Source organism: Rahnella sp. PCH160 (assembly GCF_047784855.1).
In the GTDB taxonomy this organism is placed as follows: domain Bacteria; phylum Pseudomonadota; class Gammaproteobacteria; order Enterobacterales; family Enterobacteriaceae; genus Rahnella.
In genome coordinates, this window is the sequence record NZ_JBLOGT010000002.1 from 119,946 (window position 1) to 139,134 (window position 19,189).

Below are 19,189 nucleotides of genomic sequence, written 5' to 3' on the forward strand. Positions count from 1 at the left end.
AAAAGAAAAGGGCATATTTTTTGCCAGACACAGGATGGCGAATTTCACCGCAAAACGGGGGAAAGAGTGGTTAAGCGGTTGTATGGGGAGATAAGCGGTTACTGGAGGCGGTAAGCGGTTTTGATGTCGCGCTAACCCACTGAATTCTGTGATTTAGATCTCACTGCAAACCCGCGTCACAGAGGCGTTTTGCCCCTGTGACGGGTTATTTTCAGGCCGGAACGGTTAATTTACCGAGCAAATGTTCTAACTGTTCGCGTTGCGGCGCAGGAATTTCACCGCCCGCAGCATAACCGGCGTTACGCATGATGCTTTCCTGCAATCCGACCAGCCAGTCGTAAATGTAAAACGCGGTCGAATTGGTTGGCGTCGCGGAGAGCTTGGTCAGCCTGCGGGACGATTTCCAGCTGGCGACGTTTTTCGGCGGCTTGGCGAAAATCTTATTGCCCTTGTTGATACGGCTTTCCGGGCGCTCGGCTTCGCTGAGTTTTTCATAGCCGAGCCACGCGACGAAATCACCGAGCACCGTCAGCGCACGGGAAACCTGACGGTCGGCGTGATGTTCATGCTCGCGTGTACCGGCAGGCAAGGTTCCGCCCAGCGAACGCATCAACGCCTCGCCCATGTTCAGCCGGAAACTGGCAGTGATCAGCTCTTCCATCAGCAGTTCTACCGTCGGTTTCGCCACGCCAAGCAGGGCGATCAGCGGTTCGTTTTCCGGCAGGCCGCGCAGATGGTTAATCCAGTATCGCTGCACCTGACGCGCAAACGCCGCGCCATCATCCTGTTTTTCCTGCCAGGGCTGCACATCCTGTTGCTCGGCAAACAAATCGATATCGATGCCGATACCAAAACTTTCTGCCGCCGTCTGATCCTGCGGGCCGCTCCCGGCGTCCTGCCCGGAAATCTCGTGATAAATGCGGTGCAACTCTTCGCGGCCGGGCAGCAGTTTTTCCAGCAATTCGCCGTGGACGCCGGTGCGCGTCTGCAAGGCTTTAATCACGGTCTGAACGGTGTGCTGTTTTTTCGCCGGATCGGCCACTTCGCCTTTCTGGAACCAGCGTCCCAGCAGGTTATCCGCCAGCTCGCGGTAAAGTTCATCACGCAGTTCTTGCAGACGATTCAGCCGGATTTCCGGGCGAATTTCTGCCACCAGATAATCAGCCATACGTTGCAGGCCGCGTTCGTCCATCGCCAGCAACGCTCCCCAGGCGTCACCCGGATTGCCCACATGACGCTGCACGGCTTCATCGAAATGCACCGATTCGGTCATACGGCGGTCGAACGGCGTCAGCACCCAGACCAGCCCCGGCTTGCGGCGGCCGCGTACCTGCGGATTCTCACCCTGCATTTCTCTCACCCAGTATTCCAGCGTGCGGCCCACGGCAACCACCTCTTCACGCGTGTCTGCGGCGGTACACACCATCAGCATGTTCATTTCGTGACGATCGGTATAACGTTCGGGCAGATAGGCCATTTTGGCGCGGAACAGGGCGTCTTTTTCGTCGTCCGTGCCGTCCTGCGTCAGCGCGCTCTGCGCCGGTAAATCCAGCAGGTCAGTCTGTTCAAACAGCACTTCGCGGGGTGCCGTCAGCAGTGGGATTTGCACTTCGGACGCCAGCAGCGCCAGCTCAGCCAGTGACAACGTCACTTGCGCGCCGGTTTCTTCGCCAAACTGCGGGCACACCGGCACCTGAATATCCCAGGTCGGCGACGGGCTGAAAATCCCGTCCGCTGGCTGCATTGCGTCATCCACCAGAATGCTGAGCGGTGCCAGCAGGCTTTGTGCATTGCCGAGATGTTGCAGCGTATGCGCGTAATGTCGATAAGCGGCGGTTAATGCGGGCGTATTGCCCCACAACAGAGAAAACAGGCGCGCACGGTCATCAACGTTCAGATACGGCGCAAGCTTTACGGCCACCGGCCAGTAATGCGCATTCAGATGGCGGAAACGGCGGGCGTCGAGGCGGATCATGGAATCCCATAATCCCATCATCTGCTCGCTGGTAAAGCCCTCTACCGGCTCCGGCTGGCGGTGCATCATCAGCTTGTTCAGATGCTCGGTGATCTGCTGCGTATCGGGAACGTGATAGCTGGCGTCAGGCTCAAACGCGCGGATCACAATGCGCGCCAGATCAGCTTCGCTGAGCAGCAACATGCGTACCGGAAAAGCGCGGTCTCTCACATCCACCTGACGGGTAAATCGTGTCGCCAGACGGGCGGCGCGGTTCCCCGGATTAATCTGCGTCAGATAATCAAGCGTCACGCCGCCGAGACGGGTCTCGAGACGGCCATAGTTGCCGGCCGCCAGAGAGCAAATCAGATAGGATTTCCCGGCCTGCGAATGCCCGTAAAAACCCAGCGCAGGCGGCAGTTCGCACGCCAGCGCCAGACGCTGCGCTTTGTCGCGGCAACGTTTGAGTTGCAGACGCAAACGGTCGGCTTCCAGATCCAGACGCGGAGCCTGCTCACGGGTGGAATCCACCCATTCCAGTGCGTCGCCCAATGTCGCGGCGGCGGCTTCAAACTGGCGCTGCAACGCGTTAGTGGTCAGCGCCGGTGCCGGCGTTGAAACTGTCATACTTATTGTCATGAGACGAATACGCTCCCACTGTCGATCCAGTAATGGCTTTCGCCCAGTGTGTTCAGCCTGAGCCGCAGGTGATGAGACGGCACTTTGGTGCCGTTATCCAGCACCGCGCTGGCGATGTCGAAAAATTCCGGTGTCGGGTGATCTTCGCCTTTTTTAACCGCCAGTTTCACGCGCAGGACACTGTCGCCCGCCACTTTACGCGCCAGTTCAGGCTCAGCAATCGACAAGGTATACAGCGGCGACGCGGGCCAGCGGTCATTTTCCAGCTGACGGAAACCGAGACAAATCGCGCCACGGATACGGAAACTGGCGGCGCTGTCGAGTTTGTAATCATGCGCATCCAGATCGATATCGCTGTAGCAAACATTGTCGTCGGTCAGAACCTGATTGCCGTCGAGCATACCCAGATAACGCACCGTGGAATACGGCTGGAAATCACCGGCTTTGAAATAGAAGCCCGGCAGCCGTAAGTCCAGCGCCAGCAGGCACAGCATCGCGCCCACGGCCGCCGTCGATTTCGGGTTATCAATGCGCCCCTGTTTATTAAACGGATACCAGCCGCTGGTGTGATACCCGTCCAGCGACAGCATGCGGTTAATCGGCAACGGCTGAAGATGGCGGAACAGCGCCTGAATGCCGGGAAAGCGCGAAGGGCGGCCGGTCAGCAACAGCACATCACAATCGTGCAGCGAAACCACTTCGCACAGCGAACGCAGATTCTGTGTAATGCTCATGCGGTTAGATAAAAATTCGTTGTGCAGTTTGCTGAGTTTGAGCACCAGCGGAGCCTGCAAAATATCAAAAGCGGCGGAACCGGCAGGCAGCACGCGCTGAATTTCGCTGTGCAGATAATCCAGCACTTTTTGTGTCGGATGTTGCCCCAGCAGTTCGCCAAACGGCGCATCGATTTCGGCGTGGGTGTCCAGCGGATCAAAACGTTCGTAGGTTTCCAGCACGGCGTGGGCCAGCGGGATGAAAATTTGCAGCGTACTTTGCTGGCGCAGCGTTGCGTGACCGTCCATGCGGCCTTCGCTGCCAAACAGGCGCGTCATCAGGCTGTCCGGATTCGCCAGCCCGGCTTTTTTCAATGCGGCGTGCAGCGCAGGCAAAATATAAAGCTGAATGACGTCGAGCAAAATATCGTCGCCCGCGACTTTAAACCCTTCGCGGAACAGCAGGCGCGGGGTGATTTTGACGTTATTCCCCATGCCGTCGTCCAGCCAGTATTGGGTAATTGCCAGATCGGTGGTGCCGCCGCCAATATCAATCGACGCGATGCGCAGGGTTTTGCCCACCGGTTCATCGTCGGCCAGTTCCCTGTCCGGGCGCGCCATGCTGGCAAAGAATTCACCAGTGTGTCCGCCGAAATTCACCTGCGTTTCGTTGTACAGATACACCATCTGGCCGCAGGTCGCTTCGTCCCATTCCATCTGCACATCGGGCACCGGCATACGGTTTTTGGCTTTATCCGGCTGGTTTTTGAAACCGTCATCCGACGGATGCCAGCCCATCGATTTCCACACCAGACCAATCGCTTCCTGCATTCTGCGGCGGAAAATTTCACGCTCAGGTTTCGGCATCGCCGACGGCAGCGTCAGAATAATATTGCGGATCTGGCGGGGCGCGGATGAGCGCAGCATACGAATACGCTGTGCCGGGCTGTTGATTTGCATCATCGCCTGCGCCAGCAGTTCGGACAGCATCAGCGTCATCACCGAGCTGCGGCTGTAGTGGGCAGAAAATACCGGCAGGCGATCTTCCGGCGCCAGTTCGGACAGCGGCTGACCTTCGTCGTTGATCAGGAACGTCAGTGGCATTGCTGCGGCAACCGGCTCCTGCACCGCGCCGTGGCCGCCCTGGCTGAAACGCCAGCCCGGCGTGTAACTGTCTTCATCCCACAAATAACGGCGCGGGCTGGAAATCCCGGTCGATCCTTCCGTGCCTTCGCGCAGCAACGCCAGACGGCTGGCTTCACGCCCTGCACGCAGAATCGACGGCCAGGTAAACGCGTCATCGCGACCGCTTTCAACGGAAAAGTTAGGTTTACCAAAACGCGCATGGGCAAATTCCACACGGCTTTCGAACAGCTCGTTATAGAGAAAATGCGGTTGTGAGAGGTCACGCAGTTGCAGTTCGCTGGTCTGTTTCAGGCCGTCGGTTTCGCCAACATGGTCTTCCACCAGAATGCCGCAGGTATGCGAGTTACCGACGTCGAGGATAAGATCCACGTTGATCGGCGGCTCCTGTAGCGTCGCGCCGTTGATCTTCAGCTCAGGAATACTCATCTGGCTGCCGAGCATTTCCAGCAAATTCAGATAATGCGCCTGATATTCAAACTCACGCAGCGCCACTTTGATATTGCGTGCTTCACGCTCTTCGCGCAGTGCGGACTGCTCGGTAAACACTTCACGCAACCAGCCGTCCACCCAGGTATGGTCAAGGAACTCAGGCAGTTCTTCGTTGTGCCACGCCAGCGCAAAGTTAATGCCGTTTTTCACATCGTCCGCCGTCGGTGCCAGCTGCGCCTGTTCTTCATCGCCTTCGGTCACGCGGGTGTCGAACGCCACCACCACGCGGTGCGTACTGCCGTCGGCTTCCGGCGTATCCAGTGCGCGGATTTGCACGCGCGCCCAGTTATCCGGGCCCGCCATAAAGGTGCGCGGCGGATTAAAACGCAGGAATGGCAACGGCAGCCAGATCTGATCGAACAGTTTGAGCGACTGTTCCAGCGGAAAACTGAATTCAGGACGCACCACTTCCGGCGCGCCGCCGTCCACGCCGGGTAAGAAATGGCGGCCATTTTGCGGGTTAAAATCCAGGCGCAGAAGCGGGCCGTTAGCGCTTTTGCGCACAAATTTGGCCGGCAGCGCGTCATCCCACACCGGCTTGAGCGCGAAGTCGAGAAACTGAATGCCGCTGTCCTGAATCAGGGTCACGGCCTGCTTAAAAATGGTCTGTTTAAAATCTGTAATGGTTGCCAGCATGCTGTTATTTACCTTCGCGCTTCATGGTAATTGGGTAAACCGTGTCACCGTTGTAACGCCCCTGACACACCGCAGCGCCCGTCGCGCCCTGAGTACAGCTGATTTCCGGCATCTGATAACGGGAACTGTCGCTGCATTTCGCTTTATAGCGGCTGTTGATCACCAGCTTGCCGGACTGCATCAGGCCCGCGCTCATTGCCGCATGACAGGCCACGCCTGCGCCGTAGGTGATTTTCACCGTTCCCTGACCTTGTTTAATCTGATAGCGCAGCACCGGCGGTTTGCCGGTTACCGGATCTTTAATGTCGACGATGGCCGTCCAGTTGCCGTTGAGGAATTTAGTGGAACCAATTTTTACCGCGTCCGGTGGCAGCACCAGCGCATTCTTGCTGACCGGAACCGGTGCAGGTTCGGCAACGACCGGGTTTTTCTCGGCTTCTGCCACCGGTTCAGGCGCAGGAACAACCACAGCCGACGGCGCAACCGGCAGGGCAGCAGGAGCCGGTTTTGCGACCTCTGGTTCCGGGGCTTTCACTTCCGTTGCGACCGGAGGAGGCGCGATAGCGACCGGTTCAGCCGCCGGTTTTGGCGCGTCGGTTTTAGCGGTTTCCGCTTTCGGTTCAGGCGCACGCGAATACAACCAGGCGGCAGCAGAACCGGCGAAGACCAGCGCCGCGACCGGTAAGGCCCAGATCAGCGGCGATTTTTTACGGCGCGGCGCGGCGACCGGTTCAGGCGTGGCGTTCTCCTGTTCAGCGGCGCGGGCTTCAATGGTTTTGATCACGCGCGGTGGCGGAGGCAGTTCGACGACCGGTTCCTGCACACGCGGTTTTTCGGCGGCGAGCGAGAGCACCGGCAAGGGTTCTTCCGCTTTCAGCGTATTACGCAAAGCCGCAAACGGGTCGGCGTTATGGGTATTTTCCAGACTGACAAAGCCCCAGAACGTCAGCACCGGCTGACCACCGACCAGATAAACGTGGTTCTGATCCGGAAAGCGAAACGCCTTTTCCAGCAGGGAGCCGAAAAACTGATTCGCGGATTTTTCAGACGCTTTCGCCGCCTTGCTGATTTGTGCCACGGCATCCAGGCAGTTTTCGAGCTGGCGCAGCGCGGAGGCGCGGGCCGAATCAGTTGCCGCCGCCCACGACACCACTTTGCCTTCGCGCGGGGAATACCAGTCGAGCCGGTCACCGGCTTCATTGAGTTGCCCAATAGCCAGACAATCGGCAATTGCAGGTTGTTTACGCAGACGTAAGGTTTCCCGTAATTGCAGGGCTGATGCGTAAACCGGTTGTCCGTTTTCGCCCAGCGCAAGGATGTCGTTGAGACTGCCACTGCGTAAAAATGATTTTGCCACGCCTGAAAAGCCTTTATTGGTTTTGCGCTGCGAAAGAAAACAGGCAGAAAAGGTTCATGATGCTGACATTTTAGGGGATTTAAGCGAAATCAAACGGGGGAATAAGCATCAAAAAGGGTGGCTGTTTATGGCGTGGGAATAAAGAAGGGAAATAACGGCGGGACAAACGCCCGCCATCAAAATCAGGCTTGTAAACCCAGTTGTTCGAGAACGCCCGCCAGACGCTGACGCCCATCGCCGCCCAGAGACTGAAGCGGTAACGGCAGGCAGGGCGCGGAAACAATGCCCAGTAATTCTGCGGCGGCAGCGACAACACGAACGCTGCCGTGCTTTCTGAATAACGCCCATAATGGCTCAAGCTGCGCCGATAAGGCCTGCGCTTGCGCCACATCGCCGCTTTTCGCCGCGCGGGCAATGGCAACCGGGATCTCCGGGAACAGACCGGCAATCACCGAATACCAGACATCACCACCTTGTGTCAGCACCGTCGCCGCCGCCAGATCCCCGGCGGCACCCAGTTTGATATGTGCAGGCAATAAAGCGCGCAGTGCATCCAGACGCTTGCGGGTGGCGACCGGATCCGGCGACAGGTTAGGGATTTTGATGCTGGCAACGTGCGGCAGTTGCGCCACGCGCACATAGAGTTCATCGGAAAACTCAAAGTGTGTCGTATTCGGATTATCGTAAACGCACAACGGCACCGACAGGTTCCGGGACACCGTTTCATACAGCGTAAACACTTCATCTTCGGTAAGTTTCTGGTACGACACCGGTGCCAGCAATACCGATTTCACGCCCGCCTGCTGAGCATCTTCGGCAAGACGCAACACATCCGACGTCCGCACAGAACCGATACTGACCATCACCGGCACATCACCCGCATTTTCAACCGCCAGACGGGCAACGCGGGCGCGCTCTTCGCGGGTCAGATAGGCGTAACTGCCCGTCGACCCCAGCGCACCAATGGAATCCACGCCTGCGCTGACCAGCCGGTCAATCAGTCTGACAAAGGATTTCTCGTCGATGCCGTTTTCCGTGAGCGGCGTAAGAGGAAAAGCGCTTAATCCTGTGAACATCGGTCTCTCCGAAAGAAGTTAAATAGCCTGGTTAATCATAGCGTCATCATTCACTTTTTGCCGGACACCGAGACACCGGCGTCGGGTTTCAATCGCAGTATATCCAGCCAGCCAATGAGTGTCAGGATGGCAATCACCACGAACGCGACTTTAAAGCTCAGGCCGGGAAGGGGATCCCAGTGCATTGCGGCAATCAGCTGTTCGCCGAGCCGCGTACCGAGCGCGCCGACGGTAATGCCCAGCCCGACGGAAAGCTGTAAAACCGTGCTGAACAGGGTATTAGCATCGGCCATTTGCCTGGCCGGAACATCAGAAAACGCCAGCGTGCTGATGCCGGTAAACTGCATCGAACGGCTGAGGCCACCGAGAAACAGCAGCAACATCACCAGCCAGTCGGGGGTTCCCGGCGTCAGGAACGCACAAAACAGCAGCGAGAAAACGCTGAGTAATCCGTTGACCACCAGTACCGGCCTGAACCCGAACCGGCGGATCAGCGGCGTAGTCGCCGGTTTCATCGCCAGATTCCCGGCAAAAACCGCCAGAACCAGCAGCCCGGCATGGAAGGGATCCATCCCGAACCCCACCTGTAACATCAGCGGCAGCAGGAAAGGCACGGCGCTGATTGTCACGCGAAACAGCGACCCGCCACCCATGCTGATGCGAAACGTCGGGATCGCCAGTGAGCCCAGATGCACCATCGGCGCGGGATCTCGTTGCAAATGCCGCAACGCCAGAAGCGACAGCACGACGCCCGCCACCAGCAGCGCAATGGCGGTGCCCCATAAAATGTGGTCCTGACTGATCAGCTCCAGACCGGTCACCAGCGAGAGCATCGCCAGCCCGGTCATCAGAAAGCCCGGTTTATCGAAGTGCTTCGGCTGGTCAGGTTTTTCCTGCGGGAAGAGACGCCAGGCGAACATCATCGCGATAATCCCCAGCGGAACGTTGATGTAAAAAATCCAGTGCCATGAAGCGTAGTGGGTGATAAAACCGCCGAGCGGTGGCCCGAGAATAGGTGCTACCAGTGCAGGCCAGGTGAGGGTGGCAATGGCTTTAATCAGCTGTGGTTTCGGGGTGGTTTTCAGTACCGTCAGACGCCCGACCGGCACCATCAGCGCGCCGCCAATCCCCTGAATAATACGCAGAATGATAAATTCACTGACGTTGGTCGCCAGCGCACAAAACAGGGAAGCCAGCGTGAAAACGCCCAGCGCAAACGTGAACACATTGCGCGCCCCGAAACGCTCCGCCGCCCAGCCACTGGCCGGGATCAGCACCGCCAGCGTCAGCATATACGCGCTCATCCCCGCGTTCAGATCCACCGCCGAAACGCCAAACGACAGCGCCATTTGTGGCAGCGCGGTGGCAATCACCGTCCCGTCGATAAACTCCATGAAGAAAGCGGCTGCAACCAATAAAGCAATAACGGAAATTCCCGAGTTAACCGTGGAATCGCCCTGCGGATGTTCTGACGCATCCGATTTACTCTGGCTCATTTATTCTGTCCCGGACACCACGAAGGCGCTGCAATACGCAGCGAAAGATAGATGATAAGTATTAAACCTATCACACACCTTTGCGCCGGTTATAGATCTGCGAAGGATCAATAAGAGCGGTTTTATACAGGAAGTACGGCAACAAAAGCGTCGTCAGAGAGTTTGCAGGCGGCACCGGAGAGGTCCTCCTGTAAGCACAGTTCGACATCGGCGGCAAATCCACGCCGCTGAAGTTCAAGCGCAGAACCGCAATGCCGCAGTTCCTGCCGGTCCATCGTCTCATAGACGGCGCAGGCAGCACGCGCTTCCACGGATAAATGCCGGTGTTTCAGGCGTGAAATCAGACCTCCCGCTGCCGCCAGATCTTCAATCGCCGGGCGAAGGCTGTTATCAGGCCACTTTTCTCCGGCAGGAACCACCAGAATACGGGAATACTTTTCGCAGGCGCGTGCCGTTGCCGACAGATTACGGAAACAGGCCGTGAAGATATCCGCCTCTGATTTTTTCGCGCTGAACGTCAGCGCAGAACCATTCGGCGAAGGCAGTACCAGCCGGGTACCCGCAAGCATTGCCCGCAAAGAGCAGGGCGAAAGCGTGAATCCCGGCCCGTCAAAACGGCGGTCAAACTGCGCGCACTGCGCATTTTTCTCTGCGGCATAATCCTGAGCACGGGCATCTTTCCACGGATACGGGAAAATAAAACCACCGCGCTCCGCAGCAACACTTACGCAGGTCGAAAACGAGATCACGTCAATAATCACGATGCAATCAACCTCAGCCGCCAGTTGCTCGACAGCCTGAACCCCCCATTCCAGCCGGATGTCATAATGGGTTTGTGAGAAATCATTCATGGGGCGGCCTGTAAGGTAAATTTAACGCAAGAGGTAAAGGTTATTCCGAACAGGGTTGATAAGAAAGATCTGAAGCAGCGGTTATAGAAATGTCAGGGTCGCCGCGCCCATATTTATTTCCTCCTGGTGAGTTATTTCCTCACGATGGTCGTTGACCTGATTGTGGAAATAATAAATTTTGCTGCCGATGCCCGTGCCATACCTTCTGGCAAGCGACTATCTTCGCTATAGATTTCCTACAGCTGGTCTATAGCAACTGAGCACTCGGGATAATTACAGTATATCTAAGCTCACTGAGCTTCCCGAGTGAGCCAAAAACCGACAACAAGCAGTTACTAATTTACACCTTAAATAAACTATTTATCTCGAATGATACAATTAAATTTATCATTAACTATGTACACCCTATTAACATTACCATCGAGCAAGCCTGAGATACAAACCTTATAATTTTTTAGCCCAAGCTCTTTAATATATCCTGTCGTGATCAGCTCTTCTTTTGTTGAGGATTTTCTTAATGTAACATGTGAAAAAAGCCACTTTCTTCGCCTGGTTATATATATATTTGGCGTGATACATTTTATCTCATCAACTGAATCCCATTTGGTTAATGTTACACAACAAAAATAGTCCAGGTAATCAAGACCAAGCTTGTTACACGCAACCTCATCGGCATGTTCCGCCAATGAAATTGCATTAGATATTAATAGCTTATTATTTTCGTCAATGGAGGTGTTTTTTAGGAAATTTATATTCTTCCAGCGAGAGAAAAGGGGAATTTCCTCGAAAGTTTCATATTCCGCATAAAACAAATCATCATTATCAAACCCTTCTTTTAGAATGAGTTTTTTTATTTTCACATCTAATATTTTATTCATAGCCATTCATCCACATTCCAACCATGATCTTTTAACCATTTCCATGTTTTCTTTGAAAATGATGGAGTTCCATCATGCGTTGTACCATCCTGATTCAGCGCTGGATGCCTACCTTTTTCGGGTTTAGTTTGATGAGCATGCCATTGACTACCTGGTACGCTTACTAATTCAGGTTCATCTATGCGTTTAATATCTTTTGGACCTTGCCCTTTATCAACCTTCTTTTGGGCATCTTTTGGGGTACCGCCACACGGTCCTTTTGCAAGCCCTCAAGGATCCACCCACCCCAAGGCATTTGGGGCATACTGGTATAAATTCAACCCACCCAGCAAACCAATCGGATCTTGTTGGGTAAATCGTCCGTTATCGGGGTCGTAATAACGGTATAAATTGTAATGTAACCCCGTTTCTCTGTCGAGATATTGACCCTGCATCCTCAGGTTTTGCGGGCCGCCGGTTGTGATTTCTCGTGGGTGTGTTTCGCCTTTGACTTTGCCCCAGCAGTCAGGCTCGCCTCGCCAGCATTCCTTTCCTTCGCTATACATAGCGCCACTAAAGGGGCGCTCCAGGGGATGAATACTTAGAGAATAAATAATAAACAACCGAATACTTATTCTCTATTGTTTATTATCATTAGATTAACGTGTTCAGATAGCTTATTACATTCGCCCTTGTCACCTCAGGAATAATAACAGCATCTGCATCTTTAAAATAACCACTTCCCGCTATCTCTTCCATCGCGTCTTGTGTAAACCTAGCAAGATTATAAAAATTAAATAAAAAGCGTCTTCCATTAACAATGACATTAAAATTCAAGATACACCCTTTAGACTCACACTCAAATTCAGTTAAGTCATCATACCAGTCTGGTAAAGTTATATTCATAGCTAATGAACCTTTATTTTTGCAAGTTCGGCGACATAGTCGGCAAATGGTATTTGCTGAGAAGGAACAATTTCAAAGTGTTTGAGGTCATTACCTCTCTGAATAATATTAAGTTTATCACTAACAGTACTCATATCTATCTTATGGGGTTCAAAACCCTTGCTTGATACACTCGTTGGATTATCAAAAACAGACACGCCGTGTGTTGTCTTAACATTACCCGTTACAGAATCAATTTTGAATTCATTAGGCTTGGGAACAAAAGAAGGTTTTTCTCCAAGTTTAGAACCTCTATAAAAACAACTCGTTAAACCTAAAGGATCCACCCACCCCAACGCATTCGGTGCATACTGGTATAAATTCAATCCACCCAACAAACCTATCGTATCTTGCTGGGTAAATCGTCCGTTATCGGGGTCGTAATAACGGTATAAATTGTAATGTAACCCTGTTTCTCTGTCGAGATATTGCCCCTGCATCCTCAGGTTTTGCGGGCCGCCGGTTTTGATTTCACGGGGGTGTGTTTCGCCTTTGATTTTGCCCCAACTGTCTGGCTCGCCGCGCCAGCATTCGTTTCCTTCGTTGTCGGTCATCGCCTCCGGCTGGCCGTTGACCTGATTGTGGAAATAATAAATTTTGCTATCAACGCCCGTTCCGTCGATTCTGGCGAGCGGGGCATAACTGTTCTGATCGCTGTAGGCGTAAACCTGCGTACGGCTCCCGCTGAACTCGGCGAGCAGGCGCGGGCCTTCCCATAAAAATTGGGTTTCTGTAGGGTCGTATTTCTCAGGCTCATAGGTGACGAGATCCATCCGCTGGTAGCGTACGCGCTTGCTGATGCGTCTGCCGAGCGGGTCGTAGCTGAAATTCACCACGCATTCAGGCCGCGTGTGGCTGAACGGCTGATGCAACACCTCAATCAGCTGATGGTCACTGTTATAGCGGTACTTCCAGCGTTCACCGTGGGTGGTTTTCTCCGTCGTTCTGCCGTAAATATCGTACCGATAATCGCATTCGTTATGCTGCATAACGCGGTTATGCGGCCACAGTCCGACATTTATCGTTGTATCCAGCGGATTGGATGCCGGGTCATACCGGTAGTACTGCGGTGATGGGGCCGGGCCTTCGCGACCGGTCAGATGGTCGGCGGCATCATAGGTGTAGCGTCGGGCACGAAAATGCGTCGTGCTCTGATGCACCAGAGTCAGGTTATCCCTGAGGTCGTAATGCCAGCTTTCTTTCGACTGCGCCAGAGCGGAATGAGGCGTCCGGCCAGTCCAGCGTTCACTGATCCGCCCATGACGGTCATAACGCAGCCCGGTTTGCAGCACGCCCTGAGTCCGGCCTGTTTCACGGTGCAATGCATCGCGGCTGAACTCAGTGATCAGCTGTGAATCCAGCATTACCTGCAGGGCATGTCCGCTGCCGTAATAGAGCGTTTTCAGCGAACGACCATCCGGTAATGTTACCGCGCTGCGGTTACCCAGCGCGTCATACCGGTAGTTAACGTCTCCGTTGCGCCCCCGTTCTGACAACAACTGGCCTGCGGGATCGTAGGCCAGCAAGAGGCGTTCAGGTTCTCCGCCGTCTTTTGGGGCGAAAAGGGCGTCGGTCAGTTGCCCGAGAAGGTCGTACTGATACTGCGTGATGCCGTCCGGCGTTTGCCGGGTGACAATTTGCCCGAGCAGATTGCGTGTGAAATGGTGGGTCAGCGCCTGATCGGTGCCAGCGGCAAATGTTCTGTTGCTGCTCCGGTCACAGACATCATATCCGTAGCGGGTGACCACGCCGTCGAGGCCGCGCTCTTCGGTCAGTCTGTCGTTTTCACCCCAGTTGAAACCGTAGGCTTCGCCGTTTTCATTCATCAGCCGGATCAGCCGTCCGCGCGGATCGTAAGTACGGGAGACTGTTCCACCGAGTGCATCGCGACTGAAACTCAGCTGACCGGTGACCCGGTCATAGCCATACTCACGCAATGTTCCGTCAGCGGCTTTCAGCCCGACAAGCTGGCCTTTTTCATCCCAAATCGCGTGTTCCGTCCGTTCCTCTGCCGACGTCACCCGCAATATCCGCCCGGCAGCGTCGTACTCGTAATGGCGTGATTCCCCGGTGGCATCTGTCACAGAGACCTGCCGGTAATGCTCATCGTAGGTATAAAGCGTGGTGTGTCCGGAGCAATCCTGCGCCTGCGTCAACTGACCGCGTTCATTCCATAAAAAACGGCTGATGCCGTCCAGCGGATTGATGTAAGCCGTTACCTGCCCAAACTCGTCACGTTCGTAGCGGCTGATGTGCCTGAGTTCGTCTTCTTCGGCAATGACACCGTGGCAGGCGTCATATTGCAGGCTGTAAACGCCATCCTGCGGGTTGATGAACTGACGGGGATTTGACTGCTGCTCAAGCCAAATCGTGTGAGATATGCCACCCGCCGGGTCGATCTCTTTGACGAGGTTGCCGGAGGCATCGTAGAAAAATTGCTGCGTTGCACCGTCCGGCGCGACTGTTTGGGTGAGTTGCTGATTTTCATCCCACGCGTAACACCACGCGTTACCCGCTTCATCAATAAAACGCTCCACCAGATATTCGGCGTTCCAGTGGTGCTCGCGGGTCATGCCGTCGGACTCCTCAACCCGTGTGATCCGCTGCGTCATGTCGTAACTTATCGTGCTGCGTCTTCCCGCACTGGTGACATGTGAAATAACCCGCCAGTCGTCATCAAAAAGCTGCCAGCGGTATTCGCTGCGCAAGCCTGACGGCAGAACGTGCCACGCCATCAGCCCTTCGGCGGTGTAATCAAACTCGCGAAGCACCACGTCAGCGGCATCCGTCACTTTTGCCAGCTGGCCGGTCAGCCCGTAATCATAAGTCATCAGCGTGCGGGGATTATCGCGGCTGGTGTCAGTAATCTGTGTGACACGCTGCGGGTGTGACGCAATCTGATAATGCAGGCTGACGCTGAGGCTATTTTCTGTGTCTTTGATCTCAGCGAGTTTTCCCTGTACGTCATAATGCAACAACAGACCGTTGCCGTATTCATCGCACAATGACGTCAGCCGCAGATTTCCGGCTGATTGAGGATCCGGCAGATACAACCGCCAGACGCTGCCGTCAAGATCGGCAACCAGAATCTGCCCCTCATCTCCGGCGGCCACCAGCAGGCCAGAGTCGGGATAGATTTTACGTTCGCCTGCTGCCAGCGAGGCAAAGCGTAATTCACGCCCGCTTTCGTCATGAAAACAGGTCATTTCGCCTTCAAGGGTAATGCGCGACTCAAAAGAGGTTCGCCATCCGGTGCCAAACATTCCTGCGGCGGTATTGCGACTGCTGTAAATACGTTGCCAGCGAAGAGGGAAACGTGCCGGTAAAACAAAATCCAGATCTTCTTCACCGGCCAGTACTTTTGCGCCTGTCGCCGCATGCACGGGCATAAAGGCCGATTGCACCGAAGCCGCCAGTTTACTGCTCAACATACCTGCGCCCATCATCATTAACATACAGGGCAGTTTGCTGAACATTTTCGAGGGTTTGCCCATTAGCAGCATGCTCGTGGCCACCAACAAATCGAGCCCCGGCACTTTTCCACTGGAGATAGGGCGCACTATCACCGCCGCGCCGCCGATGGTGACATTGGGCGACGTTGAGGTTGAAACGGTGCCACCGCAGGTGGTGCGGTCGTTACCCCGCACGGCGGGCAAATCATTAATGGAGACGGTAGAAGAACCTTCCGCAAGATATTGCGGAGGAGCAGGAGGATGTTTCTCGCACAGAACGATATCCTGATTGGATGGTGCAACCGGCCCCGGAGGCAGCGCAACGGTCGGGCTCATCAGCTCCATCCCGATGGCCTTGATGCCATTGAGCAGCATGGCGACGTAATCTCGTTCGCCTTCAGGTTCTGGCGGTAATCCGGCCTGTTCGGTGGTGCTGAGCAAACGTCCGGCTGCACGCGCGGCTGGAATGTCATTGGTCAATACATCAGTCGCACCGGTGGTGATAACGCCCGCAGGTGATGGCGGGAACATCATGTTCGCCAGTCCCTCACTCTCGCTGATGACCTCATCCATCATCCCCGTGGCCTCAAGAACGAAACCGGCAATCAGCCCGGAACCCAAACAGGTTCCCGCAGCGGCCACGGCAGTTGCCGCTATGCCCCCGACCGCCAACACCGGAGCCGCTACAATGGCGACCCCCATAACGATGGCACCAGCGGCAGCAACCGCAATTCCCTGAATCGCAACCGCAGCAATATCGGCCATTACGCTGGTATGAATAATGGCATCACCCAGACGGGCAGCATGTTCATCAGCCATGATGTGCTCCCCGGTCAGGATTGAGTCAGACACAATGACTGGCAAAGTTTTTGCCAGTAAAGGTTCTGCTCATCAGTGAAAGGTTGTAGTGCTGTGCAGGTAAAAATCAGCATGTCCCGCCGCTCAGCGCGATAAATGGCCAGTTGGCGCTGATAATGGCGATGAGCTCCCCGCCTGAAGTGACAATCTGTTTCCAGCGCGTGCAGACCGGGTGACATAGGCAGAAGGCGGGGAGACGCGGCTCTGAGTGCAGAACTTCCACGCTACCGAGCAGGAGTGACCACTGATAATCCAGTTCTTCTTCAAAAGTCCGTTCTTTGGGGATAACGCCCCGGCTGACAATCAGAGAAGAATTATCCTGAGTATTCCGGAAAATATTGAGGCTGCAGTCCAGCCAGTTGTTGCCGTCAGGCAGCGGGAAGGTGCATTCGTCCGTGCGGTAGAGATTCATGATCACTCACTTTCCTTGTTGAAAATTCCATCGATGCTGTTTTGAATGGATTGTTTGTAGCTTTCACCCGGCGCGCTTGCCGGGGATCCCGGAGAGGAAGGGTTCAGACCCAGCACGCCGCCGAGGGTATTAATAACGCCGTTGCCCTCAATGGTGACATTCAGGCTTTTGCCTTTGAGGTTGATGGCTCCGCTGGCATGTAACTCGAGCGCACTTTCGCCACATTCAAGGCGGATAAGTTCCCCGGAGCCTATCGTGACGATCTTGACGGCCAGACTGGTGTGCGTTCCTCCCGTTAACTGAGCGACATCCCCTTGCACAGCGGCTGACTGCCCGACTTTCACCGTCGAGCCCTGAAATCCTTCTACGGCGTTTGTTTCATTACCCGTAACAATTTTTGTGCGATAGCCCTCAATGGTGTTGATCTCATTACCTTTGATGGTTTTTACCCGATGCCGGTCTACCGTGAGCGCCTGATCGTTCAGCACTTTGGTCTTCATGTCCTTCTGCGCCTGCATCGACAACAATTGATTACCGGTCGCATCTTCGAACATCAGTTCGTTATAGCCGTCGCCTTTGTAGGTTTGCGAACGGATCGCCATCTGGGTTTTAGTGCCGGGCAGGCCGCCGGGGGCGCGGTTTGTGGCGTGATAGGTGCGTCCGGTGATGATCGGCTGGTCGGGGTCGCCGTTAAGAAAATCGACGATCACTTCCTGTCCGACACGCGGCACCGCAATATTGCCAAAACCGGTGCCTGCCCAGGCCTGCGATACGCGGATCCAGCATGAGCTGTAGTTGTCGGCCTTGTTATAACGGTCCCAGGCAAACTTCACCCGCACGCGCCCGTGTTCGTCACAAAAGATCTCTTCCCCCGGAGGCCCGGTGACAATTGCGGTCTGCGGGCCGTCTGCGCGCGGTTTCGGGTGCGGCATCGACCGCCATGTTTGGGTAGAAGGAATCACTTCAAATTCGTTAACCAGCGTCGTTCCCTGACCTTCGTTGCCGATCCACGCCTGTGGCTGATCACCGCTCATCTCGCTTGAGACGACCTGCCAGTTCACGTTCAGATCTTCACGCGGATGGTTTGTTAACGCAAAGCAGACGCCCGGAGAGAGTTCGGGGTATTACTTCTGCCAGCCACGACATCGGCGTTATTGCGCCAGCCTTCTATCTGATATTTGGCGAAGTCCGCGCCGTGTTGCTCGTCTTTAAAACGCCCCGGATAGTCGAAAATCTTGTACAGGTCATGCTGATATTTCATTTTTGACGGTTGCTCCTGGTACTGAGCCTGCCAGTTGGGAGCGGTGAAGGTGTAATCCTGAGTGACAACTTCGGAAGGCCGGATGCGCGCGCTGCGACGGAAGTTGTTGATACAGTAAGTGTCGGCTTCAGAGGCCGCATTAGGGTTGTAAGGCAGGGAGCCGATGCCGGTTAATGCGGAGCAGTTATCTGCAAACGTCAGCTTCTGGTCGCTGGCTTCCAGATATTCCTGCTCATAAAAGAAGATCCCTTCTTCAGCAGATAAGCGGGAAATATAGTCGTAATCCGTTTCCATAAACTGCACGCAAAACTCGCGCACGCCGTGGGGGCTCGAAACAGGGTGTCATATTTAACCACTTCCATTTCACTCAGCAGCGGCTGGAAAATACTGCGGATATCGAGGTTCTGAAAACTGCGGCAGTTCGTTCTCAGGGAACTGCGCCAGAAATTAGGCCGGATGGTCATCCTGTAGAGTGTCTGATGTTTGCCGCTATCACCTTGCTCACAAAACGTCACGATGCCGCGGACCCGCCGTTTAATCTCTTCCCCTTGCCAGATAGTCAGTGTCGCGTTTTCGTCCAGTACCTTTTCAAACCCAATCGCCGGGTCACTGCTGGCTAAAGTAAGATTCAACGTAAAGAGTTCGGAGTAACGTTGTGAAAGGTGAAAATTTACGACGGCGAAGGTGTCTTTTGCCGTGCTACCTGCTGTGAAAGTAAAGCGCGTTCCATTAATCGCCATGCTGTTATTCCTTTATCATCCGTGGTCATTCATTAATCAGAAAGTAATTATTTAGACAATGCATCACTGAAATAAATACAATAAATTCAAATAGATAAACTCAATCAGGACAAAGAAACTAAACTGACTCAGAAGGTTTATCCATGACTCGGATCACACGAATAATACTGCATCAAAATTAAGGAAGTACATTTCTGAGGAGAGTTAAATGAATGCAGTACTTATAAAAGTAAATCATAATATATATATATGCTTTAAATTTAATTATAAAAAAATTACATTTTACTTTTTTTAAAAAAAAGATAAT

10 protein-coding genes and 2 pseudogenes are annotated in these 19,189 nt (G+C 54.4%); all 12 read right to left on the bottom strand.

All coding sequences use genetic code 11. The features are described from left to right. Positions 1 to 211 precede the first annotated feature (211 nt). Complete coding sequence (locus ACM5QY_RS23345) at positions 212 to 2,581, bottom strand: virulence factor SrfC family protein (protein WP_416123056.1); 2,370 nt, start codon at positions 2,579 to 2,581, stop codon at positions 212 to 214. 8 nt (positions 2,582 to 2,589) lie between these two features. Further along, positions 2,590 to 5,577: a virulence factor SrfB gene (locus ACM5QY_RS23350; RefSeq protein WP_416123057.1), complete on the bottom strand. Its 2,988-nt coding sequence runs from the start codon at positions 5,575 to 5,577 to the stop codon at positions 2,590 to 2,592. Positions 5,578 to 5,581: 4 nt separating this feature from the next. Continuing rightward, positions 5,582 to 6,934, bottom strand: a complete 1,353-nt coding sequence (locus ACM5QY_RS23355) for an SrfA family protein (RefSeq protein WP_416123058.1) — start codon at positions 6,932 to 6,934, stop codon at positions 5,582 to 5,584. 182 nt (positions 6,935 to 7,116) lie between these two features. Next, positions 7,117 to 8,010, bottom strand: a complete 894-nt coding sequence (locus tag ACM5QY_RS23360; RefSeq protein ID WP_416123059.1) for a dihydrodipicolinate synthase family protein — start codon at positions 8,008 to 8,010, stop codon at positions 7,117 to 7,119. A gap of 50 nt (positions 8,011 to 8,060) precedes the next feature. Then, on the bottom strand, positions 8,061 to 9,506 hold the full coding sequence (locus ACM5QY_RS23365; protein ID WP_416123060.1) for an MFS transporter: 1,446 nt from the start codon (positions 9,504 to 9,506) through the stop codon (positions 8,061 to 8,063). 122 nt (positions 9,507 to 9,628) lie between these two features. Next, positions 9,629 to 10,357 (bottom strand): 2-phosphosulfolactate phosphatase, encoded by a 729-nt coding sequence (locus ACM5QY_RS23370; RefSeq protein ID WP_416123061.1) that lies wholly within the window; start codon positions 10,355 to 10,357, stop codon positions 9,629 to 9,631. Positions 10,358 to 10,713: 356 nt separating this feature from the next. Continuing rightward, the gene (locus ACM5QY_RS23375; RefSeq protein ID WP_416123062.1) at positions 10,714 to 11,235 is read right to left on the bottom strand and encodes an Imm15 family immunity protein; all 522 of its coding nucleotides are present in this window, start codon (positions 11,233 to 11,235) and stop codon (positions 10,714 to 10,716) included. 272 nt (positions 11,236 to 11,507) lie between these two features. Beyond that, positions 11,508 to 11,771, bottom strand: a pseudogene (locus tag ACM5QY_RS23380) (RHS repeat-associated core domain-containing protein); the annotation flags it as partial. Positions 11,772 to 11,868: 97 nt separating this feature from the next. Next, positions 11,869 to 12,120 carry a hypothetical protein gene (locus tag ACM5QY_RS23385; RefSeq protein WP_416123063.1) on the bottom strand — a complete coding sequence of 84 codons (252 nt, stop codon included), beginning with the start codon at positions 12,118 to 12,120 and terminating at the stop codon, positions 11,869 to 11,871. A gap of 2 nt (positions 12,121 to 12,122) precedes the next feature. After that, positions 12,123 to 16,430, bottom strand: coding sequence for an RHS repeat-associated core domain-containing protein (locus tag ACM5QY_RS23390; protein WP_416123064.1), 4,308 nt, complete (start codon positions 16,428 to 16,430; stop codon positions 12,123 to 12,125). Between the two features lie 14 nt (positions 16,431 to 16,444). Continuing rightward, positions 16,445 to 16,648: a DcrB-related protein gene (locus ACM5QY_RS23395; protein ID WP_416123065.1), complete on the bottom strand. Its 204-nt coding sequence runs from the start codon at positions 16,646 to 16,648 to the stop codon at positions 16,445 to 16,447. 235 nt (positions 16,649 to 16,883) lie between these two features. Further along, positions 16,884 to 18,882, bottom strand: a pseudogene (tssI, locus tag ACM5QY_RS23400) (type VI secretion system tip protein TssI/VgrG). Positions 18,883 to 19,189: the final 307 nt, after the last annotated feature.